General features: G+C 68.7%; 19 protein-coding genes. 9 read left to right on the top strand and 10 right to left on the bottom strand.

Features of this window, described 5'->3' with window-relative positions:
• Positions 1-89: 89 nt before the first annotated feature.
• Positions 90-1,316, bottom strand: a complete 1,227-nt coding sequence (locus tag AB0915_RS12525; RefSeq protein WP_366691078.1) for a cytochrome P450 — start codon at positions 1,314-1,316, stop codon at positions 90-92.
• 107 nt (positions 1,317-1,423) lie between these two features.
• Between AB0915_RS12525 and AB0915_RS12520 the strand changes: the two genes are divergently transcribed.
• On the top strand, positions 1,424-2,656 hold the full coding sequence (locus tag AB0915_RS12520) for an FAD-dependent oxidoreductase (protein WP_366691049.1): 1,233 nt from the start codon (positions 1,424-1,426) through the stop codon (positions 2,654-2,656).
• A 710-nt stretch (positions 2,657-3,366) separates the two neighbouring features.
• On the top strand, positions 3,367-4,011 hold the full coding sequence (locus AB0915_RS12515) for a hypothetical protein (protein ID WP_366691048.1): 645 nt from the start codon (positions 3,367-3,369) through the stop codon (positions 4,009-4,011).
• 199 nt (positions 4,012-4,210) lie between these two features.
• Here the strand turns inward: AB0915_RS12515 and AB0915_RS12510 are convergent, their stop codons facing one another.
• A complete protein-coding gene (locus AB0915_RS12510; protein ID WP_366136645.1) occupies positions 4,211-4,666 on the bottom strand; it encodes a MarR family transcriptional regulator in 456 nt (151 codons plus the stop codon).
• A 156-nt stretch (positions 4,667-4,822) separates the two neighbouring features.
• Here AB0915_RS12510 and AB0915_RS12505 point away from each other — a divergent pair, with 156 nt between their 5' ends.
• A complete protein-coding gene (locus AB0915_RS12505; protein ID WP_366691047.1) occupies positions 4,823-6,280 on the top strand; it encodes an MFS transporter in 1,458 nt (485 codons plus the stop codon).
• A 374-nt stretch (positions 6,281-6,654) separates the two neighbouring features.
• Here AB0915_RS12505 and AB0915_RS12500 read toward each other — a convergent pair whose 3' ends face one another.
• Complete coding sequence (locus tag AB0915_RS12500) at positions 6,655-7,797, bottom strand: site-2 protease family protein (RefSeq protein WP_366691046.1); 1,143 nt, start codon at positions 7,795-7,797, stop codon at positions 6,655-6,657.
• 308 nt (positions 7,798-8,105) lie between these two features.
• On the opposite strand from AB0915_RS12500, the gene cpt reads away from it, so the two are divergent.
• Both cpt and AB0915_RS12490 read left to right on the top strand, forming a co-directional pair.
• A complete protein-coding gene (gene cpt / locus AB0915_RS12495) occupies positions 8,106-8,636 on the top strand; it encodes a chloramphenicol phosphotransferase CPT (protein ID WP_366691077.1) in 531 nt (176 codons plus the stop codon).
• A 487-nt stretch (positions 8,637-9,123) separates the two neighbouring features.
• Positions 9,124-9,300: a CsbD family protein gene (locus tag AB0915_RS12490; protein ID WP_366691045.1), complete on the top strand. Its 177-nt coding sequence runs from the start codon at positions 9,124-9,126 to the stop codon at positions 9,298-9,300.
• 390 nt (positions 9,301-9,690) lie between these two features.
• Here the strand turns inward: AB0915_RS12490 and AB0915_RS12485 are convergent, their stop codons facing one another.
• A complete protein-coding gene (locus AB0915_RS12485) occupies positions 9,691-10,098 on the bottom strand; it encodes a DUF2795 domain-containing protein (protein ID WP_366691044.1) in 408 nt (135 codons plus the stop codon).
• A 688-nt stretch (positions 10,099-10,786) separates the two neighbouring features.
• Between AB0915_RS12485 and AB0915_RS12480 the strand changes: the two genes are divergently transcribed.
• Positions 10,787-10,918 (top strand): hypothetical protein, encoded by a 132-nt coding sequence (locus AB0915_RS12480; RefSeq protein WP_366691043.1) that lies wholly within the window; start codon positions 10,787-10,789, stop codon positions 10,916-10,918.
• 393 nt (positions 10,919-11,311) lie between these two features.
• Here AB0915_RS12480 and AB0915_RS12475 read toward each other — a convergent pair whose 3' ends face one another.
• A complete protein-coding gene (locus tag AB0915_RS12475) occupies positions 11,312-11,611 on the bottom strand; it encodes a hypothetical protein (protein ID WP_366691042.1) in 300 nt (99 codons plus the stop codon).
• A gap of 496 nt (positions 11,612-12,107) precedes the next feature.
• On the opposite strand from AB0915_RS12475, the gene AB0915_RS12470 reads away from it, so the two are divergent.
• The 3 genes from AB0915_RS12470 (at position 12,108) to AB0915_RS12460 (ending at position 14,611) form a co-directional block, all read left to right on the top strand.
• The gene (locus AB0915_RS12470) at positions 12,108-13,184 is read left to right on the top strand and encodes a glycerophosphodiester phosphodiesterase family protein (protein WP_366691041.1); all 1,077 of its coding nucleotides are present in this window, start codon (positions 12,108-12,110) and stop codon (positions 13,182-13,184) included.
• A gap of 205 nt (positions 13,185-13,389) precedes the next feature.
• A complete protein-coding gene (locus AB0915_RS12465) occupies positions 13,390-14,196 on the top strand; it encodes a maleylpyruvate isomerase family mycothiol-dependent enzyme (protein WP_366691040.1) in 807 nt (268 codons plus the stop codon).
• A 271-nt stretch (positions 14,197-14,467) separates the two neighbouring features.
• Positions 14,468-14,611, top strand: coding sequence for a hypothetical protein (locus tag AB0915_RS12460; protein ID WP_366691039.1), 144 nt, complete (start codon positions 14,468-14,470; stop codon positions 14,609-14,611).
• Between the two features lie 183 nt (positions 14,612-14,794).
• Here the strand turns inward: AB0915_RS12460 and AB0915_RS12455 are convergent, their stop codons facing one another.
• The 5 genes from AB0915_RS12455 to AB0915_RS12435 all read right to left on the bottom strand — a co-directional run bounded on the left by AB0915_RS12455 (position 14,795) and on the right by AB0915_RS12435 (position 21,879).
• Positions 14,795-15,718, bottom strand: a complete 924-nt coding sequence (locus tag AB0915_RS12455; protein ID WP_366691038.1) for an RNA polymerase sigma-70 factor — start codon at positions 15,716-15,718, stop codon at positions 14,795-14,797.
• 163 nt (positions 15,719-15,881) lie between these two features.
• Positions 15,882-16,355, bottom strand: a complete 474-nt coding sequence (locus AB0915_RS12450) for a carboxymuconolactone decarboxylase family protein (protein ID WP_366691037.1) — start codon at positions 16,353-16,355, stop codon at positions 15,882-15,884.
• 817 nt (positions 16,356-17,172) lie between these two features.
• A complete protein-coding gene (locus AB0915_RS12445; RefSeq protein WP_366691036.1) occupies positions 17,173-17,739 on the bottom strand; it encodes an isochorismatase family protein in 567 nt (188 codons plus the stop codon).
• A gap of 542 nt (positions 17,740-18,281) precedes the next feature.
• Positions 18,282-20,654: a SpoIIE family protein phosphatase gene (locus tag AB0915_RS12440; protein ID WP_366691035.1), complete on the bottom strand. Its 2,373-nt coding sequence runs from the start codon at positions 20,652-20,654 to the stop codon at positions 18,282-18,284.
• Positions 20,655-21,213: 559 nt separating this feature from the next.
• On the bottom strand, positions 21,214-21,879 hold the full coding sequence (locus tag AB0915_RS12435; RefSeq protein WP_366691034.1) for a TetR family transcriptional regulator: 666 nt from the start codon (positions 21,877-21,879) through the stop codon (positions 21,214-21,216).
• Between the last annotated feature and the right edge of the window lie 68 nt (positions 21,880-21,947).

The following is a 21,947-nucleotide window of genomic DNA, read 5'->3' as shown; positions in this document are numbered from 1 at the left end:
GTTCAGGCGCCCCCGACGGAGTACCTACCGGGTGGGGGCGCAGCCGGAGGCGTTCCGCCGTTTATCGTGCCAGGCCGGCGTTCGTTTGCTCAGTTCGAGTCGGACGACGTGAAGGTGACGGGTAGTCGCTCGGGGCCGCGCAGCCCGCCCGGCCGCCACTGCAGCTCGCCGGGCGGCACGGCCAGGGTGAGGTGGTGAAGGCGGCGCAGGGCGGTGCCGATGGCGATCTGGCCCTCGAGTCGGGCCAGCGGCGCCCCCAGGCAGTAGTGGATGCCGTGCCCGAACGCGAGGTGAGCGTTGTCCTGTCGGGTGATGTCCAGGTGATCGGGGTCAAAGAACCGTGCCGGGTCGCGGTCGGCGATGGCGGAGGCGACCAGCACGGTTGCGCCGCGTGGGACGGCCACGCCCGCGATGGTGACGTCCTCGCGCGCGAACCGGGCGATCCCGGGGCTGACCGGTCCGTCGTAGCGGAGGAACTCCTCGATCGCGCCCGGCAGAAGCGCCGGATCTTCCCGCAGCATCTGAAGCTGGTCGGGGTGGGCGAGCAGCGCGGCGATGCCGCTGCCGATCAGGTTGACCGTGGTGATGTATCCGGCCGCCAGCAGCAGGAAGGCCATGGCGATCAGCTCGTCCTCGTCGAGCCGGTGCTCCTCGTCCCGGGTGGTGATCAGCGCACTGAGCAGGTCGTCCCCGGGCCGGGCCCGTTTGGCCTCCAGGAGTCTGGTCAGGTACGAGCGCATCTGCCGCCACGCCGCGTCCATCTGGGCCGGATCCGGCGGGGCCGTCCCCTGGAGGATCATGTCGTCGGTCAACCGCTGGAAGTCGTGCCGTTCGGCCACGGGCACCCCGAGCAATTCGCTGATCACCGTAACCGGAAGCGGCAGCGCGAAGTCCTTGACGAGGTCGGCGTGGCCGACCGGCACGATCGCGTCGAGCAGTTGGTCGGCGATGGCCTGGACGCGAGGTTGCAGCTCGGCCACCCTGCGCGCTGTGAACGCTTTGGAGACCAGACGGCGCAGGCGGGTGTGGTCGGGCGGGTCGGAGCGGAGCATGTTGCGCAGCATGGAGTCGCGTTCCGTCGCGGGCAGCCGCTGCACGAGCTGTGGATCCGACGCATCACGGACGTCGCTGCTCAGCCGGGGGTCGGACAGGGCCACGAGGCCGTCTTCGTAGCGCGTGACGAGCCAGGCTTCCAGGCCGCCGGCGATGACGACGCGCCGCACCGGGCCGTCCTCGCGCAGCTGTCGGTAGAGCGGGAAGGGGTCTGCCACGAAGGCCGGGTCGGCGTAGGGCAGAAGGACCGGCTGCTGGCTCATCATGCCTCCCAGAAGGATCCGCGAATCTTCGCGGCAGATTTGCAGGTTTTGATGGTATATGTCCCATCGTGACGGATGCCGGGATTTCACCGAGGTCAGGGGCTGCGATGGAACGCACCACTTGCTGTGTTGTGGGCGGCGGCCCCGCCGGGATGGTCCTCGGCCTGCTGCTGGCCCGGGCCGGCGTGGCGGTCACGGTCCTGGAGAAGCACGGCGACTTCCTGCGCGACTTCCGCGGCGACACGGTGCATCCGTCCACCCTGGCGCTGCTGGACGACCTCGGCCTGGCGGAGCGTTTTGCCCGTCTGCCGCAGCGGCGGGTGACGACAGTGCAGTTGCCGCTCGGCCCTGACCGTTCGCTGGTCACCGTCGGAGACATCGGCGCGCTGCGGGGCCCGTACAACTACGTGGCGATGGTGCCGCAGTGGGACCTGCTCGACCTCCTCGCGGACGAGGCAAGTCGAGAGCCGTCGTTCTCCGTGCGGATGAGCACCGAAGCGACTTCCTTCCTGGTGGAGCGCGGACGGGTCATGGGGGTGCGGTACCGCACGCCCGACGGCCGCACCGGTGAACTGCGGGCCACCCTCACCGTGGCCTGCGACGGCCGGAGCTCGCTGGCCCGGTCCCGGCCCGAACTGGCCCTGCGGAGATTCGCCTGCCCCATGGACGCCTGGTGGTTCCGGCTGCCGCGGCGGGAGGGCGATCCGCACGGGCTCGTGGGAGGCGTCGGCGACCGGTTCCTGACCGCCATGATCGACCGCGGGGACTACTGGCAGTGCGCGGCGCTGATCCCCAAGGGAACCGATGCCGAGCGCCGCGCCGCCGGTCTTGAGCGGTTCATGGCAGACTTCTCGGCCGCCGTCCCTTGGCTCGCGGACCGGGTGCACGCGCTGCGGTCGTGGGACGAGGTGAAGATGCTCGACGTACGGCTCGACCGCCTCCGGCGCTGGCACCGCCCGGGACTGCTGTGCATCGGTGACGCGGCGCACGCGATGTCGCCGGTCTTCGGTATCGGCATCAACCTTGCTGTCGAAGACGCCGTCGCCACCGCCCGGTATCTCGTCGAGCCGCTGCGCAGGGGTGTGGTCGGCCTGGGGGACGTACGCGCCGTACAGCGCCGCCGGTGGCCGACCACAGCCGCGACGCAGACGCTGCAGCGATTCGCCCATGCGCGGGTCATCGCACCCGTACTGGCGGGACGACCGCCCTTCGGTAGCCCCAAGCGGGCACTGCGGATGACCGAACTGTTCACCACCTCGCCGTGGCTCAAGCGAGTGCCGGCGTACTTCATCGCCTACGGCGCGGTACGCGAACGTCCGCCCACCGCGTCCATCCGGTGATACAAGGCTCCCGGCCCGAGCCCCTCTCGCCGCCTTCGCCTCACTGTGGCAGCCGGCCTCACGGGCCTACTGCGACAAGAAACGCCGGGAGGGCAATCACCACGTCGCGGTTGGCGGGACGTGCCGACTGAAGAGCCAATTTCGGATGCTCCCGACCTGGGCCCGGAGCAGTGTGGTCCACCTCGGTGGCCGTGCTGACCGTCTGAGGCGGACGGCCCGTGGCGACCACCGTGAGTGGAACCAGTGTCAGTCCCCACCAGCCGGCCCTCTGCCGGAACGCGGCTCGATCCGTGCCCCAGCAGACGGTTCAGCCGTGGGCGTGACGCGCCACCCGCTTGCGCCACAGGGTCGAGGGGCCCCGTCCCACTCGGCGATGATGTCCTGATCCGCGCCGTAACCGATGTTCAGGGCCGGCCCCTTCACCTCTGGGTCCGGCCCTGGCCTCTGCCCTCGCCCTCTACCGCGGCAGATCGGACACTGACCGCCACTCAGAGCGCTGTAGCAAAAGGAAAATGACAGCCATTCAGATAGTGCTCAAACATGACTATTTTTCAAATAGACGCAGCTCATATGCGTAAATGGCGCAAATTCACTCGATCAGCCGGTGGTTGCCACACTTTAGAGGTGTCCGATATGACAGATATAAACATCACTAAGTACGTTTGTCACGTATCGGCACGAGCCGATGTCTCTGAGACAGGAGAAGTGATATGACCACACGTACTGTCGTCGTGACCGCCGCCGTTGTAGGCGCCGCGGCCATGGCGGCAACCGGTATCAACTACGCCACGGCCGCGGATAGCCCCGCAGCCGCGCCCGTTGTCCAGCAGCAAGCCGCCGCTCCCGCCGCGGCTCCGCTGGAAGAGGGCGGCGGCGGAAAGGGCACGAGCAACGGAGGTGGCGGCTACGGCGGCAACGGTGGCGGCGGCCGAGGTGGCGACAACGGTGGCGGCTACGGCGGCAACGGTGGCGGCGGCAAGGGTGGTGGCGGCTACGGCGGCAACGGTGGCGGCGGCTACGGTGGCGGCGGCTACGGTGGCGGCGGCTACGGCGGCGATTACGACCGGGGAAGGATCTTCTTCAACGAGCGGTCCTACTCCGCCCACTCCGACGGCTGCATCACCGTGGTGAGCGGCCTGGGTTCCAGGACTCTCAACGTCCGCAACGACAGCCGCCGGACCGTTGAGGTCTTCCGCGGCGCGACCTGCGACAACGGCTCTCCCGTTGCCACGGTCGGCCCGTTCAGCACCAGCAACGGTGTCACGCCGCGCTTCGTCCACGGCGGCGTGTTTGTCAAGAACGGTGTCGTGGGCAGCTTCCGAGTGATCAGGGATCACTACCGCGACGAGTGGTAACAGTAGCGCCTGCACACCATGGAAACCCTGGCCCGCCGGAATCGGGCCAGGGTTTCCGGCATTCGATCCGCGCTGCGCATCGGGTCGGCGCCGCGGAAGCCGGAGGGCGTGGCCGCGCACAGTTGGACGACCGGTATGCAGGCTTCATGGTTACCGCACTCCCTGTCGCGGGAGGCCGTTTGGCGCCTGTGCTGCCGTCTCAGGGTCGCGGCCAGGGCCTACCGTCCAGGCGCTCGATGTCGGTGTTGAAGCGCTTGAGGTAGTCGGCGAAGGCGGCGATGTCCTCGTCGGACCAGTCGGCCATGATCTGTTCCAGGGTGTGGATGGTGCCCTCGCGCTCCTCGTCGAGACGCTGCTCGCCTTCCGCGGTGATACGGAACTTGCGCGCCATGCCACCGTCGGGGTCCGGGATGCGCTCGACGAGTCCGGCGCGCATGGCGGCCGCGGTCTGCCGGTTCAGGGTGGACGCGTCGAGGCCGAAGGCGTCACCGAGCTGGCCGATGGACATCGGGCCCTGCACCCGGATGCGGCTGAGCAGGATGTACGCGCTGCGCTCCAGGGTGCTCCCCTTGCGCCGCCCCTTCGACTTGTGCAGGTGGAGGTAGCGGCTCTGCAGCATCTGCTCGTACTCCACCTGGCGCGTGGCCCTGTTCATCGGATCTCCTCGACGGTCCCGTGCATGCCGGACGGCGCATGCGATGTCGCAATGATCCTGCACCATGCATGCTGCATGCAGCATGGTCGATACATTGGATATGTATGATGCATATCTTCTTCCCGTCTCGAATCCCGAATACGTAGAGGAGCCTTCATGGACGGCCCCCAGCCAACCTCCCGATCGGGCGGCGTCGTCGCCACGCTCGCGCTGGCCGGCACTGTCGCCGCGATCATGCAGACCCTGGTGACGCCGCTGATCGCGGATCTGCCGCAGATCCTGCACACCACGTCCTCCAATGCCACGTGGGTGATCACCGTCACGCTCCTGTCGGCAGCGGTCTGCGTCCCCGTCGCCGGCCGCCTCGGCGACCTGCTGGGCAAGCGCAAGATGCTGCTCGCCTCCTGTGTGCCGCTGATCGTCGGCTCGGTGGTGTGCGCTCTGACCTCGTCCGTCGGCATGATGATCGTCGGGCGCGGTCTGCAGGGCATGGGCATGGGCGTGGTGCCGCTCGGCATCAGCCTGCTGCGTGACCTGCTGCCGGCCGAAAAGCTCAGCTCTTCCATTGCACTGGTGAGTGCCTCCATGGGCATCGGCGGCGGCCTCGGCCTGCCGATCGCTGCCGCAGTCGCGGAGTACACGAGCTGGCGGGCACTGTTCTGGGGGTCGGCTGTCCTCGCCGCACTGATCGCCGTGATGATCTGGTCCTTCATTCCCAACGTACCGGCCGCGGCGAAGGGGGAGCGCTTCGACCTGGCCGGGGCGCTCGGTCTCGGCGTGGGCCTGGTCTGTTTGCTGCTCGCGATCTCCAAGGGTGCGGACTGGGGCTGGGGCTCGGGCAGCACGCTCGGCCTTTTCGCCGCCGCGGTCGTGGTCCTGCTGGTCTGGGGTCTCTGGGAGATGCGCACCCGCGACCCGCTGATCGACCTGCGCACCACCGCCCGCCCCCGGGTGCTGTTCACCAACGCCGCCTCGATCCTGATCGGCGTCGGCATGTACGCGCAGATGCTGATCGTGCCGCAGTTGCTGCAGTTCCCCAAGGCGACCGGCTACGGCCTCGGCCAGTCGATGCTGGCGATGGGCCTGTGGATGGCGCCCGCCGGCCTCGTCATGATGGTCGTCTCGCCGTTCGGCGGGAAGCTGACCAACGCGCGCGGCCCGAAGTTCACTCTCGTCTCCGGTTCCCTCGTGATCGCGGTCGGCTATGGCCTGTCCATGGCGCTGATGGGCTCGACCTGGGGTCTGCTGATCGTCACCGTCGTGATCAGTGGTGGCGTCGGTCTCGCCTACGGTGCGATGCCCGCCCTGATCATGAGTGCGGTTCCGATGTCCGAGACGGCCGCCGCGAACGGCTTCAACGCGCTGATGCGCTCGCTCGGCACCTCGATCGGCGCCGCGGTGATCGGTGCCGTCCTCTCGCAGATGACGGTCACCATGGGTGGCTTCACGTTCGCCTCCGAGGACGGCTTCCGCGTCGGCCTGCTGATCGGCGGCGGCGTCGCGCTCTTGGCAGCCGCGGTGGCAGCGGTCATCCCGGGCGGTGCCCAGTCCGCCGTTGCACAGGACGGCGAGGCGGGGAACGCCGTTACCGCCGAGCCCGCTGTCAAGGCCTGACGGAGGCGCATCAGCAGGGCCGTCCGCTCCGGGACGTCGGTGTCCCGGGGCGGTTGCGTGCCCACCTACCGCTCGGGGTACGGCGTCGAACCACCCGTCCAGCAGCTGCACGTGGAATGTGTTGAACGCCATCACGGGCAATCCGTACGCCCCACCGTGAACATCAGGTCCATGAGCTGTGCTCGTCGCGTGCCCTCCGCGACGTGACGGTCGCCGATGCCGAATCCGCCGTCGCCGCGCCCCATCGTCGAGCGCGCGGCTCAGGGGAAGACCGTGACGTGCAGTCGGTGCCGACCGGTCGTCCTGGAACCTGATGCGGTGCGTGAACCCACCCGTTTCTTCGCGGGGCCCGGTACGGCAGGCCGTGCCGGAAGTCATCCGTCGGGAGTCGGAGTAGCACCATCCGGGCCCGCTGCGTGCAGATGGGCGACTCGGTCGATGTCGCGGGCGGTGACGATCCCGTCGAGTCGGCCGCTGTCGGTGACCAGGATGGGCAGCCCGCCGCCCGAGCCGAGGCGGTCCAGGACCCCGGTGAGGAGCTCGTCCGGTGTGGCGAGCGTGCACTGCGACAGCGGAGTCGCCACTTCCCGTATGCGCAGCGTCTCCCGCTGCTCGGACGGTACGGCACCGAGTCGGCGCAGCCGTACGACGCCGCTGGGACGGCCTTCGAAGTCCACCAATGGCAGGACCGAATGACCCGCCTGTGCGGCCACGTCGGACAGGAAACGGTTCACCGTCAGCCAGTCCGGACCGGCTGCGGCCGGACTGGTCATCGCCTCCCTCACGCGTACACCGCGCAGGACCGTGCGGAGCTCGGCCCACCGTCGTTCGGCCGCGGCGGTGAGCGCCACGAACCAGCCGATGACCAGCAGCCACAACCCACCCGGCACCCCCCTCACAAAAGCCAGCCACCCGAGCACGGCAAGGCCCATACCGAGGATCTGTCCGCTGCGCCCCGCCACCCGCCGGGCTCGGTCCTCGTCACCCGTACACCACCACACCGCGGCCTGCAGGACCCGGCCCCCGTCCAAGGGCGCGGCGGGAAGCAGATTGAAGACGCCCAGCAGCAGGTTCGTGCCGCCCAGCCACGCGAGCACAACAGCCGGTATCCGCCAGCCCCCTGCCCCGGCCCCGACCGCGGCCCCCAGCACGGCCCCGCCGAGCACCAGGCTGGCCAGCGGCCCGCTCACGGCGACCGCGAGCGCCGCCCGTGCCGTCGCAGGCCGCTGCATCCGGGTTATTCCACCCAGCGCCCACAACGTAATGTCCCGCACGGGGATCGCGGACCTGCGGGCCGTGAGCGCGTGCGCCACCTCATGCACCACCAGACTCACCAGCAACAGCAGAGCACCGATAACTCCAGCCACCGCGTACACCACCGATGCCAGGCCCGGCGCGTACGCAGGCAGTGTGCGGCTGCCCAGACCGTACGCGAAGAGCAGCATGATCAGCGGCACGCTCCAATGCGCACGCAGCTCCAGCCCCCGCACACTCCCGATCCGGATCGAACCCTTCATTGCGATCACCCGCAGACGGAACACGACGCACGGCCGCCGACCGAAGTCCGTCCCCTTACATGGTCCGTCAGCCGCCCCGGCGACCGGAACCGCTCAACGACCTTGCGTCGGAGTGATGCCGCCTTGTGCCGGCCACAAGATCTCAGCAGGAAGCCCTGAGACGGAGGTCACCGTGATCCCGGGGCTTCTTTGCGATTTCATCTCCCAGGTGCCGTGACCGGGAAGATTCACCAGGTTCTGGCCGGCAGTGCGGCGTTCGCTGAAATCCGTTTCGAGCATTGTTGCGGTACCGCTACTGTGGCGCGGTGATGACTCAGGTGATCTTTCTCAATGGTGGCTCCAGCTCGGGGAAGTCCGGGATCGTACGGTGTCTGCAGGCGGTCCTGCCGGGTTCGTGGCTGGCCTTCGGGGTCGACACGCTGGTTGATGCGATGCCCGCGTCCGTGCAGGCATCGGATGCCGGGATCGAGTTCGCTCCGGATGGCGAAGTGATCGTCGGGCCGGAGTTCCGGAATCTGGAAGCAGCCTGGATCGAGGGAATCGCCGCGATGGCCCGCGCGGGCGCCCGGATCATCATCGATGAGGTCTTCCTCGGCGGCGCGGACTCACAGCAGCGATGGCAGAAGGCTCTGGGCGAACTGCGGGTGCTGTGGGTCGGCGTCCGGTGCGACGGTGTGATTGCCGCAGGCCGCGAGATCGCACGAGGAGATCGGGTCACCGGGATGGCCATGTCCCAGGCCGAGGCGGTCCACCGGGGCATGGTCTACGACCTGGAAGTGGACACCGCGCATGCCGAGTCGATGGAGTGTGCACGGGCCATCGCAGTACATGTCAGGTAAGCGACGGCTCGGTTGTCTGCCGCTGTGACCGCAGCGTCGGGACGGTGTGCGTCCGGCGTGGCCGCTTCCGAGATCACCTGCGCGTGACCTCGACGGGCCGCGATGTCCTCTGGCCGGGCGTGGCCCCGGGATGAGTGTGTGGGGCGTCAGCCTGGGGATCGGTGCTCGCGAACAGCCCTGCGGCGGAGAGCGCGACGACGTGCGGCAGTGATGAGAACGCCCAGCAGCAGTGGGAGGTCGGCCGTCCCGCCGTCATCGTCAGCCCGCGGCGTTGTCTGCAGCGGACGGACCTGGTTGAGGAAGGCGCCTTCACGGGGCAGGACAAAGGCCGGGGTGAGCATCGGGTCGGCTCATGGGGACCGTGCGTGCCGGACGACGGGCCCGCCCCGAAGGAGCCGGTTTGCAGCACGTCGGTGGCGGAGGCAGGGTGGGATAACAGCCCCGCTTACCACACCCCTGCCGAACGCTCGGAAGGACAGGGATTCTGATGACCAAGGGCACGGCGAAGGCGAAACAGGTCAAGGGCAAGATGAAGGAGACCCTTGGCAAGGCAATCGGCGATAAATCCACGCAGAGGCACGGTCTGGGCGAGCAGCTGCGCGGGAAGGCGCAGGAGATCGCCCACAAGACAGCCGACCAGGTCCGGAAGCGGACGGGGCACTGACCTCGACCACTCATCAGGCGAAGAAGAAGTATCGGTTCTGCCGCTGGCGCTGCCACTGTGCCATTCTTGCCGGGCCCGGCGCGCGGTTCGCCCACGCTGCAGGAAGACACGCCGCCCAGGAGCGCACCGGGACCCTTTCGCCGATCTGCCGTCGCCGGCCCCCGGCACGTTTCCTCCGGGCGGTGGGCACGGGACATCGAGCTGCTGGGTGGGTAGCGCCGAAGCCGCGGACGGGGGAGTGCCGGCTCGTCCGGGCGCTGAGGCGCTGGAAGCGCCCAGGGTCCGTGGTCGGTCTGCCCGCTCGTCGGCAAGGGCCGGTTCCCACCGCTGGAGTGTGGAGGCGGCCCATCGAAGCGTGGACGGGGCCAACGATGCGACGATTCCCCGTTGTCAGGCGTGGGGCCGGTGGCCCAGCGCCCGCACGATCTGCCCTGCGTTCTTGTAGCGCTCACCCCCGGGCAGTTCACGCACCGCATCGACCAGAGTGTCCGGAGCGTGCTCCTTCGACAAGGTCTGCACGAGTGACGAACGGTCGCCCGGGAAGGCCGTGCGATTCAAGTGGCGCGCCAGATCGGACCTCAGAGTTTCGGCCGCCTTCTCGGCGCGTATCCGGTCCCTTTCTTTGCCTGGTGGGGGGACGGGGCCACCCGGGTCCACTCGCACGTCGTCGTCGGCTGCCGGCTCGGGATCGTAGGTCTCCTCGGCATGGGTGGGGTGGCCGGACCTCAGATAGCCCTGCAGTTCATGCTTCCTCGCATCATCCTTGTGCGGGCTGACCTGATTGCTTCCTCGCTCCATGGTGGAACACCTTCTCTGTGTGCGGTGATGCTGCCGGACGGTCAGCCGACGGACGGGGCTTCGACAGGTCCTCAACGGCCGGATCGGGCAGCGCCCAGGCGGGCCGGGCCTGCAGTTCACGAGCGGCTGGTGGTGGCTTCCTCAACCATCGAGGCATCGACACACCAGCTGGCGCGCCTCACCGACCGCCTCTCCGGACGGTTCACGGAGTGCTCCGCACGCTGCTACGGCCCTGCGTGTACTGCTGACGGGCAGTCGAGGCCTGCGGCTTCAGATCGAGGTCGTCGTGCCCTTGCTCGCGGGCGCGCAGATCGCGCTCTGCCGCCCCCCTTGCGCCTGCTCGCCCCCTCGCTGTGTGGGGGCTGCGATGGCTTCGGCGGTTTGGTCATGTCCAGGCCTCGCTGTCCAGAGTTCGTGCTCAGGCGGCTCTCTGCACACCTTTTGAGGGTAGTCGAAATCACCCATCTGCGCTTATGGGGCCACTCGGGATGTTGCGTGCCCCTTTCCCCTTGCGGTGGCCGTTCGGTGGTGGTCGGGGCGTATTCGTAGCGGGTGGCGATGCCGCGCCACTGACTGCCCGACAGCCGAGAGGGGCTCCTGGTCCGCAAGGGGCCCGCGAGGACCCCGCCCATGGACGGTGGACATGAGCCGACCCCGCCGTGGACGTCAGGTCGTAGGATGGTCGACCATGGGAGACGCTCGGCACGAGGTCAACGCATGGCGCCAGGGGCGCAACCCGCAGCGCCGGAAAATCGGGGTCCTCGGCTGGACCTTGTTGCTCCTGCTCATGGTCGCGGTGTTCACCCTGGGGCCACGCTGACTCATGACCCCGCGATGAGGCCGGCCGGCACAGCGATTACCCACTTCGCCTGGGACACGCTCACGATCCAGCGCCTGACCGGGAAGACTCCAAGGGTCGATCAGGCCTGGCGACCGGTGGGAAAGCGATGCCTTCGTCGAAGGGGACGCCGGTCCCAAGGCAGCGATGAAGCTGTCCCCGCAAGCGATTGAACGGGTGTCCAGGGCCTGCATGCGTCAATCCCCGTCTGTCGTTGGCGCCGGTAGCGGGTAGGCGCTCCTGACGACTGGGTGAGGAGGGCGAAGGCGCACACCTGCACGATCTGGTCGAGCCGGTTGTTCTTCACGAATCGGCGGCCGACGTAACGGAGTTGACCGGAGGCCCGGGTGATCGGGGCCGGGCCGACATACACCTTCAGGCCGCCAGTAGCTGGTCGCGAAGGGTGTGCGGGTCATCACCGGCAGGATCTGGCGCGTCGTGAACCGGGAGAGGGGCTGCGTTGCGGGCGAGGCCGGTGCCGGCGTGCCCCGGGTTGTAGGCGGCAGCGTTGATCCCGGCCGGGAGGCGGCGCGCGTACTCGTGTGCGAGATAGATGGCGGCCGACTTGCTCGTCGGGTACGCGGTGCGCCCGTCGGCCGTGGTGTCCGGCTCAAGGAACGCGCCCGTGCGGGCGAGGATGTCCGGGGACCGCCAGGCCGGGCACGCCGCCCCCATGTTGTGAAGTGACCGAAATGGGTGTAGCTGACAGTGATCACGATCCGGGCGGGATCGGCAAAGCGGTCCTCCAGCAGGCAGGCGAACACATGGTTGGTGAGCACATTGATGGCGAAGATGGACTCGAACCCGTCTGCTCTGCCGTGATATCGGCGCAAGGCCGGGGCGGGCACCAGGGCGCCGGGTCCGGCCGGGAAGAGGTGTGTACTGCGGGGGAGTGCGCCGTGGACCACGGGCACCACCCCCTGCGTCGGCAGCGACATGAACGACGACTTCCGCCAGGTCGCCGACGGCCTGGCGTGGGTCAGCCGCCGCCGCTCGCGCAGCGGCCTCGACGGGCGTGGGCCTCCTCCCATGCGGCCGGGCGATTCGCTCCGGTGCCCCGGCGAACAACAGTTCCCGGGCGTTCACGATGTCCTCACGTCCGGGCTTCGTACGGGCCGGAACTGCGGCTTAGCGTCGAAGGCCCAGTTCGTCCGACGTACATGAGGTTCACATGTCCCTTCGGCATGCAGTTGCCGCGCTGGCCGTGGTGCCCGCGCTCGTGGTCCCCGCGACGGCCCAGGCGGCCACGGCTCACAACGGCCACGTCCCGCCCCAGCAGACCCACTTCGACCTCCAGGCCCACCGCGGTGGGATCGGCATGACCACCGAGGAGTCCCTGGAGGGCTTCGGCAAGGCCCTTCGCCTCGGAGTGACCACCCTGGAGCTGGACACCCATATCACCAAGGACCAGAAGGTCGTCGTCAACCACGACCGGCAGATCAGTGCCCAGAAGTGCAAGGACACCGGGCCGGTGACGCCCGGCGACCCGATGTACCCGTACGTCGGTAAGTACATCAAGGACCTGACGCTGGCTCAGATCAAGACAATCGACTGCGGCTACCAGCAACTGCCCGGCTTCCCCGAGCAGGAGCAGGTCAAGGGCTTCCGGATGGTGGAGCTCAAGGACGTCCTCAACCTGGTCAAGAGTTACGACGCCAAGCAGGTCAAGCTCAACATCGAGACCAAGGTCGAGGCGGGCGCGCCGGAGCAGACCGCACCGCGCGAGCTGTTCGTCCGCCGCGTCCACGAGGAGATCCACCGCTCGGGGATCGAGCGGCAGGTCACCATCCAGTCCTTCGACTGGGGCGCGCTGAAGGAGATGCACAAGCTCGCGCCGTCCTATCCGCTGGTGGCACTGACCAACTACGACTTCCTTCAGGTCGGCAAGCCCGGAGCCTCCCCGTGGCTGGGCGGCATCGACGTCGACGACTACGATGGCGACTTCGTCAAGGCTGCCTCCGCTGTCCCAGGTGTCACGGCGCTCTCCCCCAATTACGGCTTCCCGCAGAACGGCACCGTGGCGGACCCGAACTTCCGCTTCTACCCCGACGACAAGATGCTCTCCGAGGCCCACGCCCGCGGCCTGAAGGTCATCCCGTGGACCTGTGACGACAACGCCACGGTCGAGGCGCTGATGGACATGGGTGTCGACGGCATCATCACCAACTACCCCAACCACGTGCGGGAGATCATGGCCAAACGCGGCATGCGTCTGCCCAAGGCCTACCCCGCGCCGAACCACCACTGACGACTGCCTGCACGCCACAGGCGCGTACGTTCCTGGAGCACCGTTGTTCCGGGGACGTGCGCCGGTACGGGGACGAACGCCGTTACTGGTCGTTTCAGAATGAGGGCACCACGTCATTCGAGGGCGTGCGGCCCGGCCGCGCGCCCGCCGCGTCGGCTATGAATATCGCTGTCCGGTTGCCGGAGCACAGTGATAGACAGCCGGAGTGGAAAATACTCTGGAGTTCCTCGATCTGCTGCGGCTGATCGACGAACGGTCGACCGCCTTCCGCGCCGCGGTCTCCTCCGCGCCCAGCCTCGACGTGCAGGTGCCGACCTGCCCCGAGTGGACGCTGTTCGATCTGGTGCAGCACCTGGGCGAAGGGCGCCGCTCCTGGGCCGCCACCGTCGCCGCAGGGCCTGCCGCCGCACCCCCGGCCAAGTCCGCATCGGAGGGCGCCCCGGCTGCGCCTCGAGAGCGCGAGGCCCTGCTGGCCTGGTTGGCCGCATCGACGCAGCAGCTACGGGACGCACTGCGGGAGGCGGGCCCGGATCGCGGTTGCTGGACGTGGTGGGGTATGTCGCAGTCGCCGCAGACCTGCGGTGCCGTCGCCCGACACCAGCTCCAGGAGATCGCGGTGCACACCTACGATGCCCAGGTCACCCTGGGCGCCCCGCAGTCGCTGCCGGACGAGGCGGCACTCGACGGTGTCGACGAGTTTCTGTCCACCTGCTGCGCAACGACTGACGCCTGGCCGCACGAGCCCGCTGCCGTCGATTACCACACCACCGAGGGCCGCTCCTGGCGCCTCTGGCTCTCGGCCGACGGCGCACGGACCGCCCGTCTGCCCAAACCGGGCACTATGCCCGCCACCGCTGCCGGCGAGGACCCGGACGCGGCCGACGCCTCCGCCCGAGGCACGGCCAGTGAGCTGGTCCTGGCCCTGTACGGCCGTATTCCGGTGGATTCCCTGAAGCTCGACGGCGACCGACGTCTGTTCGACCTGCTCCTGGCCTGGGACCCGGATGAGTAGGACCTGACGGTGCGCCACGACGACTACGTCTACGGCGCCGTAGTACTTCGCGACCGCGGCGAACGCCGCGGTCATCTGCCCGCTGGAGGAGTAACAGACTGTCGCCATCCGGTCGAACCGCCATCGCCGCGTAGTCCCGCCGAGCTTTCGCATCACCTCGTCCAGGGCCTGGACCAGGTGCGGGAAGGGACGCGGTCCGGCGGCGGCTCTCGTCCTCGGCGCTGCCGGAGCGCTCATCGGCACTCGCTTCCAGCAGGCGTACCAGGACGATGTGGCACGAGGGGCCGTGCCCCCGCTGCCGGTCTGGGCAGGCGAGGCCGTCGATCTCATCACCGACCTGCCCTCGGCGGAGGACCTGGTCACCGCCATGGCCACCCAGGCCCAGGACGCCCTGGCCCGAGCAGAACGCCACTGACCCTCCAACCGTCAGCGCCGTTCTGGCTCGCTCGTCACACGCCGCGGCGGAGCCAACGATCCAAGACCGATCCCCCGCAGTCACACCGCAACTGGCCTTCCATGGGGGCAGGGTCCGCGGCGGGGCGACGAACGGACAGGCGGGCAGGTGGCGGCCATCCCGAGGTGCGGTCGGCTGTTGCGGTTATTCCGTGGGCCGGCGTGCCTGCCTTACTTCGCGGTTGATTGCCCAGGCGTCCGCTACTGGGCCCATGTGCCCGAGCTTGTCGGGGTTGATCACCGAGCGGATCGTCTGGATCTGCCCGTCGAGTACATCGAGGGTCAGGGTGTGGAGCACCTTGTCGTCCCGGTCGCGGAAGATCGCGCCCGGCTGGCCGTTGATCTCGTGCGGCTCGAACGTCACGTCGATCCGGGCCATCCACGGGAAGACGGAGGCAAGCAGCCGGGCCACGTTCTCGGCGCCGATGACGGCTCTGGCCAGCTGCGGGGCCTTGCCGCCGCCGTCGCCGACCATCGATACGTCGGCGGCGAGCAGTTCCTGCAGGCCGGCGACGTCGCCTTCGCGGAGGGCGTCGAAGAACCGCGACGCCAGTTCCTCCCGCTCTTCGCGGACCGCTTCGAAGCGCGGCCGACCGGCCTCCATATGCCGCCGTGCCCGCACCACCAGCTGCCGGCACGCCGACTCCGATCGCCCCACCGCCGCGGCGACCTCGCCGAACCCGAAGCCGAACACCTCCCGCAGCACGAACACCGCGCGCTCCAGCGGGCTGAGCCGCTCCAGCAGCAGTAGTGCCGCCATCGACACCGAGTCGGCCAGCTCCACCGACCGCGCCGGATCCTCATAAGGGTCGGCGAGCAGCGGCTCGGGAAACCACGGGCCCACGTACTCCTCCCGTCGCACCCGCGCGGAGCGCAGCACATCGATCGAGACCCGCGTCACCGCGGCCGAGAGATAAGCCTTGGTCGACGTGGGCCGGGTCGCCGAGCCGTCAAAGCGCAACCACGTCTCCTGCACCGCATCCTCGGCCTCACCCACACTGCCCAGAATCCGATAAGCAATCGAAAACAGCAGCGGCCGCAGCTCCTCGAACTCCTCGACCTTGCTCACGCCGACTCCCCTCTCCTTGAAGCCCTTCCATCACGCCGTACTCGCCGGCACAGGCATCTTCTGGTGATCACCGGGACCACTGGCAGGCCAGAGCAAGGCCATCGAGCCCGGGGCCCGGGGCCCGGAGCCCGCAGTCGGCCCCCGAGCCAGTTGCTGATGCCGGTCAGTGGAACTGCCCGGGCTCGTAATTGCCGGCCGGCTGCTGCGTGATGATGTTCAGCCGGTTCACCGTGTTCATGAAGGAGACGAGGACCACCAGGGCGGTGAGCTGCTCCTCGTCGTAGTGCTTGGCGGCGTACGCCCACACCTCGTCGCTGACCCCGCCGGCCGCATCCGCGACCCGGGTCCCCTCCTCCGCGAGCTCCAGCGCAGCACGCTCGGCCTCGGTGAAGACCGTGGCCTCCCGCCACGCCGCCACCAGGTTCAGCCGCACCGAGGTCTCGCCGGCAGCGGCGGCCTCCTTGGTGTGCATGTCGATGCAGGCGGCGCAACCGTTGATCTGGCTTACGCGAAGCGCCACCAGCTCCTGCGTCGCGGCCGGCAGCGGCGAGTCCTTGAGCGCTTTGCCCGCCGACATGAAGTACTTGAGGGCCTTGCCGGCGGTCGGGCTGGCGAAGTAGTTCAGTCGCGCGTCCATGGTGTGCTCCTCTGTGGTTGTCAGTGGCTACACCCCTGAGACGGGGTAGCTTGGCCCCCTGTGACATAGCCGAACGTGACCTGCGTCTCCCGGCCGTCGGTGCGCGTCAGCCGGCGAATTCGGCGTCACCCGCCCGCCATCTGCCGACACCTCGACCCGACCCGAGGCCACCGACCCGACGGGGGAGTTGTTTCCATGGGCTCACTCGACGTCGAGCGAGAAGGACCTACTTTCGGGTTCCCCGTGATGACGCGGACCGTTGGGTCATCGGTGTGATCGAGCGGGACGAGTGCCTGTACGAAGAGTGCGAAATGACGTTCAACGCATGGATGTTGTCCTATCTAAAGGGGGGAGGGGATGGCGACATGTTCCCAGAACTTCGCGCCTGACCGCCCGTTCTTCAGGGAGATTCCGCAGCCCTGATCACTGAGACCGACCGGCACATGGGGGGGCGTCGCGGGGCTGGGCACGCACATCTGCGGCGTTGTCGTCAGTCAACAACTCCCCCATAGCCCTGAAGGCATGGGGGGACCCCCTTCGCGTTGCCCCCCTCCTCCGCCTTGCAGCTGCACGCACCCAGCCCCGCTCCTTCTCCCACCCCCATGTGCCGGTCGGTCTTACGGGCGATGAAGCAGCCGCGGCCCGCCAGGTCTTCTGGCGGGCCGCGGTGTCAGTTGCTTGTCAGCTGCAATCCTGTACGTCGAGCAGATGAATTCGCGGGTGCAGATCTCGCTCGATTTGCATCGCCGAGGGCGTGGCCGAGGTTGCCGGAAGAGGGATCTGCGGGGCGCTCGCTCGACGTTGGTCGTGCCTCGTCTCAGGTGCTGGGGTTCGCAGCGAAGTCGATGTCCGCGGTGTTGACCGTGCCCGCGGTCCGGCCGGGAGCCGTGTGGTACTTCCAGTACAGGTTCGTGTGGGCGATGACCTTGTCGGGCGTCGGCGCTCCGTACTGCGACAAGTCCTCCGTGGTGTGGGCGTCGCCGACCAGCGTGGCATCGTAGCCGCGGGTGATCGCGCCGTGGAGCGTCGAGCGGATGCACTCGTCGGTCTGCGCGCCGACGACGAAGAGCCGGCTGATGCCGCGCGCGGCGAGCACCGACTCCAGGTCGGTCTCTTCGAAGGAGTCGGCGTACTCCTTCTGGACCAGGGGCTCGGAGTCGCGCCGCACGAGTTCGGGTACGTACTGCCAGCTCTTGCTGTCCCGGGGCAGCTCGTCACTGTTGTGCTGGACCCAGACAACGCCGATGTCAGCAGTGCGCGCTTTGTCGACCAGGGTGCCGATGTTGGCAACGACGCTGTCCCGGGAGTACGCCTCCCCCACTACGCCGTTCTGCACGTCTATGACGAGCAGGGCGGTGTTCGGCCGGTTGACGAGCGTGCTCACGGTGCCTCCTGGCACATGGGGATCGCGGTCTCGACGATGCTATGCCAATGCGGGCTTGCAGCGGGGCGTCGTCACATTTCAGTGGCAAAATGCCAAGGACCAGTGATCCCCGGTCTCGAGGTGCGGATCCCCAAGGGCTCCGTGGTCCGTGAGGCCACGGGCAGCCGGTCACCGAACTCGGCATCACCGCGATTCCGATCCACTGGACGCCGATCCCGCACCCGCAGAACAGCGTGGTGCCGGTCTGCTCACTGTCCGGTCCGGCCCGGACGCACTGGGGCGTCTGTACCGGAGGAGATGCCGTGGATGTCGACCTGTGCAAGCTGCGCTACTTTCGTGGCCGAGGAGTTTGCACTTCGGCCGGGCCATCGCGCCTTCGGGGTGGGCCCGAGCCTTCGTTGGCCACTTCCCTCACGCAGCTGATCTGCGGTCCTTCACGTGGGCGCCGCGTTCACGCGCAGGCACGTTCCCTCTGCGGCAGTTGGTGTGCGAGGCCTGTGTCTCCGGGCCGATCGGCGCGCCCCCTCACTGGTCCCGAGCGCCTACACGGGAAGGGGCTGCTCGGCCCAGATGGTCTTGCCCGTGCCGGTATGCCGCATTCCCCAGCGCTCGGTGAGCTGGGCGACCAGCATGAGGCCTCGTCCGCCCTCGTCGAAGATGCGGGCACGGCGCAGGTGCGGTGCGGTGCTGCTGGCGTCGGAGACCTCGCAGATCAGTGTCCTTTCCTGGATCAGCCGCAGCTGAATGGGCGCGGCAGCGTAGCGGATCGCGTTGGTCACCAGCTCGCTGACCACGAGTTCGGTGACGTAGGCCAGGTCGTCCAGCCCCCAGGCGTGGAGTTGGGCGGTCGCCTGAGAGCGGGCTTCGGCCACAAAGGCCGGATCGGCGGGAAGATCCCAGACGGCGACGTGCCCGCTGTCCAGGGCACGGGTACGGGCGATGAGCAGCGCGACATCATCGGCGGGCCGCTCGGCGAGCAGAGCATCGAGCACCCGGTCGCAGGTGGTCTCCAGCGACGGATCCGCGTCGGCGAGGGCCGTGCGCAGAGCGTGCAGGCCGGCGTCGACATCGCGATGGCGCGCCAGGACAAGCCCGTCGGTATAGAGGGACAGGAGGCTGCCTTCGGGCAGTTCGCGTTCAACGGATTCGAATGGCAGCCCGCCCAGGCCGAGCGGCGGGCCGGTGGGGAGTTCGAGGATGTCCACCTTGCCGTCGGGGGTCACCAGAACGGGCCAGAGGTGGCCGGCGCTGGCGAGCGAGCACTTGCGGGAGATGGGGTCGTAGACCGCGTACAGGCAGGTTGCTCCGAGTTCTCCGAAGGGCGCCTCAGCTTCGGACTCCGGCCCGGATCCGAGCCGGACGACCAGGTCGTCCAGATGCGCAAGCAGCTCGTCCGGGGCCAGATCCACGTCGGCGAGGGCGCGTACGGCGGTGCGAAGACGCCCCATGGCAGCGGAGGCATGGATCCCGTGACCGACCACATCGCCGACAACGAGGGCAACGCGGGCGCCGGAGAGCGGGATCACGTCGAACCAGTCACCGCCGACACCGACCTTCGAGTCCGCGGGCAAATAGCGGCTGGCTACGTCGACAGCGGTCTGATCGGGAATCCCCTGCGGCAGAAGGCTGTGCTGGAGGGCCAGAATCGTGGTGTGTTCGCGCGTGTAGCGGCGGGCGTTGTCGAGGCAGACTGCGGCGCGCGCCACAAGTTCCTCGGCGATCTGCAGGTCGTCCTGCTCGTACGGCGCGGCGGACGGATCCAGACGCATGAAGAGCACGACGCCGAGGTTGGTGCCGCGGCCGCGCAGCGGCACCGCCATCAGCGAGTGCATGCAGTGCCGACTCACCCAGGCGGATCGGTCCGGGGCTTGGGCCAGCCAGCGGGTCAACTCGGGCTCGCCGATCTGGTGCACGGTGCCGCGACCGGTGGCCAGGCAGCGAGCAATCGGCGAAACCTCCGGGTAGCGGGACAACCCGCCGACCGCGACGCCAGCCTTAGCGTCGGGGCGGACGGCCGCGCGCCGCAGCAGCAAGGGACCGTGGGTGGGAACCGGCGGAGGCTCGTCGCCGTGCAGCACGGGGTCGAGGAGATCGACCAAGACGTAGTCCGCGAGGGCGGGCACGGCCACGTCGGCCAGTTCCTGGGCAGTGCGGGTCACGTCCATGCTGCTGCCGATACGCCTGCTGGCCTCATCGAGCAGCGCCAGGCGTTCGCGGGCGGCGTACTGCTCGGAGAAATCGAGGGCGGCCAACTGCACGCCGTGCACCAGCCCGAGGGAGTCCTTCAGCGGGGTGAATTGGATGGTCCATGCATGAGCTTGGGGCTCTCCCGGCACCTTGACGTTGATCTCGATGTGCTCGGGCTCACCGGTCTGCAACACGCGATCGACGGACTGCTCGGGGGTCCGGAAGGCGGGATCGGGCATGTGCTCGGTGATCCGGAGGCCGCGAAGATCCCGCTCCGAGGCGGCGAGCTGCTTGCTCATGGGCTCATTGACCCGCAGGAACCGGCCCTCGGAGTCGTAGATCGCCAGGGCGAACGGCGACTGGTCGAACGACCAGCAGAGCAGAGGGTCAGTGGCGCGGTCCACCTCTTCCTCCACCGGGACGCCCTCCAGTAGCCAACTGGCTCGCCCGTCACCCGTGGGCAGCGGACGCGCCCGCAACCGGCACTCGACCGCGCTGCCGTCCCGGTGGCGGAGTACCACCCGTCCGGTCCAGTCCTCCTGCCGACCCAAACGCTCACGAACGCCGATGGGGAGGGGCGATGCAAGCAGCGCAGCAGCGAGCCGGCCGACGGCCTCACCGGCGGAGTACCCGAGCAACTGTTCCGCACCGGTGCTCCAGCTGGTCAGCGTCCCGTCCGGAGCTGCCACGGCCAGAGCCGCGGCGGAGGTGAGGGAGTCACGAGGCATGCTCGTCGGTGTGTCCATGGCTGATCCACCCGCCTTCGAGTCCACTGCTGATTCAAGGATCTCTCGGTCCTGCCACCAGATCGCGTTGGACGGGGTCGCACGCGCCGGACGCAGAGAATGGGACTCCGGGGGAGCTAGGGAGTCAACGACGGTGACCATCCGTAGCGGCTGCCGGGCTGGCGAGCGACTGCCGGTCTCGCGCTGATCAGCGTGCGAGCCGATCCGGCGGTGCCGCGCCCGCTCCGCGGCGTCGGGTTGCGCGCCCTTCGCCGTACGCGTCGGGCTTCCGCGCGCCCCGCCTCGCCCACCACCTGGTGCACCGGCTCGGGCGAGCAGGACCCCAGCCGCCCAGGCGTGAAATCAGCACACCGGCCCGACCGACGGCCCGTTTCAAGAGCAGCGGCATGGTCATCGCTTCGACAGGGGCTCCAGCCATGCCGTGCCCGGACGCCATCGTGCAGGACCGTCCGACACCGACACCGACACCACACCGACACCGAACACCGAGGCGCAGGCACCAGACGCTGGTGGATGGGTGGGACCGGCCGCCGGGCTGGGCCTATGGGGCCTCGTCGACATCGGTGATGACGGCCACGTCGTGGTCGCCCCCTTGCTGCTGGGCCTTGGGTGGCAGCGGTTCTTGCACGGCGCCGGCGATGACCGTGGTCACGACCTTGTGAACGGCTCCAGTCTCCGGCGGGGTGCTTCCCCGGTCGGCGAAGAGTAGGTGCCCGGCCCCGATCAGCGTGGGAGCGAGTGTGGAGACGTCGGCATCGACCGCGATGCGGCCCCGTTCACGCTCGATGGTGAGGTAGGAGGCGACCATGGCCGTAGCTTCCGTCAGGACCGGCACGCTGGTCGGCGTGGCCTGGCGCAGCCGGGCACGGAGGTCATCCCGTGAGATGACGAGGCCGATGATCGCCACGGCGACCGACTCGAACAGGGTTGTCAGCGTGCCGGTGAGGTTACCGGCGACGGTGCCGGTCCCGGCGGAGTTGCGCAGGGCAGAGGCCTGGTTGTCGATCAGGGCGATGCGGTTCAGTACGAGCTCGGCGAGGAAGGCGTCGAAGTCGGCGAAGTGCCGGTGCAGGACGCCCTTGGCGCAGCCTGCCTCCGTGGTGACCGCCCGGCTGGTGAGCGCGTTCGGCCCGTCCCGGAGCAGGACCCGCTCGGCGGCGTCGAACAGCTGCTCACGCGCGTTGCGGATGGCTACTCCTGTTGGCACCGCGCATCTCTCCTTCGCTCGCTGGGCCCGCCCGGTTGACGAGTGGGCATGCGCCCACTAAGAGTGGG

Source organism: Streptomyces sp. NPDC048411, assembly GCF_040704695.1.
GTDB lineage: Bacteria > Actinomycetota > Actinomycetes > Streptomycetales > Streptomycetaceae > Streptomyces.
Note: the sequence above shows the minus strand (reverse complement) of the source record. Positions and strands in the feature narration are given on the sequence as shown.

Bases quoted from the DNA above. Each gene is read 5' to 3' on its own strand.
- AB0915_RS12525 (WP_366691078.1), bottom strand. From the start codon at position 1,316: ATGAGCCAGCAGCCGGTCCTTCTGCCCTACGCCGACCCGGCCTTCGTG.
- AB0915_RS12520 (WP_366691049.1), top strand. From the start codon at position 1,424: ATGGAACGCACCACTTGCTGTGTTGTGGGCGGCGGCCCCGCCGGGATG.
- AB0915_RS12515 (WP_366691048.1), top strand. From the start codon at position 3,367: ATGACCACACGTACTGTCGTCGTGACCGCCGCCGTTGTAGGCGCCGCG.
- AB0915_RS12510 (WP_366136645.1), bottom strand. From the start codon at position 4,666: ATGAACAGGGCCACGCGCCAGGTGGAGTACGAGCAGATGCTGCAGAGC.
- AB0915_RS12505 (WP_366691047.1), top strand. From the start codon at position 4,823: ATGGACGGCCCCCAGCCAACCTCCCGATCGGGCGGCGTCGTCGCCACG.
- AB0915_RS12500 (WP_366691046.1), bottom strand. From the start codon at position 7,797: ATGAAGGGTTCGATCCGGATCGGGAGTGTGCGGGGGCTGGAGCTGCGT.
- cpt (WP_366691077.1), top strand. From the start codon at position 8,106: ATGACTCAGGTGATCTTTCTCAATGGTGGCTCCAGCTCGGGGAAGTCC.
- AB0915_RS12490 (WP_366691045.1), top strand. From the start codon at position 9,124: ATGACCAAGGGCACGGCGAAGGCGAAACAGGTCAAGGGCAAGATGAAG.
- AB0915_RS12485 (WP_366691044.1), bottom strand. From the start codon at position 10,098: ATGGAGCGAGGAAGCAATCAGGTCAGCCCGCACAAGGATGATGCGAGG.
- AB0915_RS12480 (WP_366691043.1), top strand. From the start codon at position 10,787: ATGGGAGACGCTCGGCACGAGGTCAACGCATGGCGCCAGGGGCGCAAC.
- AB0915_RS12475 (WP_366691042.1), bottom strand. From the start codon at position 11,611: ATGGGGGCGGCGTGCCCGGCCTGGCGGTCCCCGGACATCCTCGCCCGC.
- AB0915_RS12470 (WP_366691041.1), top strand. From the start codon at position 12,108: ATGTCCCTTCGGCATGCAGTTGCCGCGCTGGCCGTGGTGCCCGCGCTC.
- AB0915_RS12450 (WP_366691037.1), bottom strand. From the start codon at position 16,355: ATGGACGCGCGACTGAACTACTTCGCCAGCCCGACCGCCGGCAAGGCC.
- AB0915_RS12440 (WP_366691035.1), bottom strand. From the start codon at position 20,654: ATGCCTCGTGACTCCCTCACCTCCGCCGCGGCTCTGGCCGTGGCAGCT.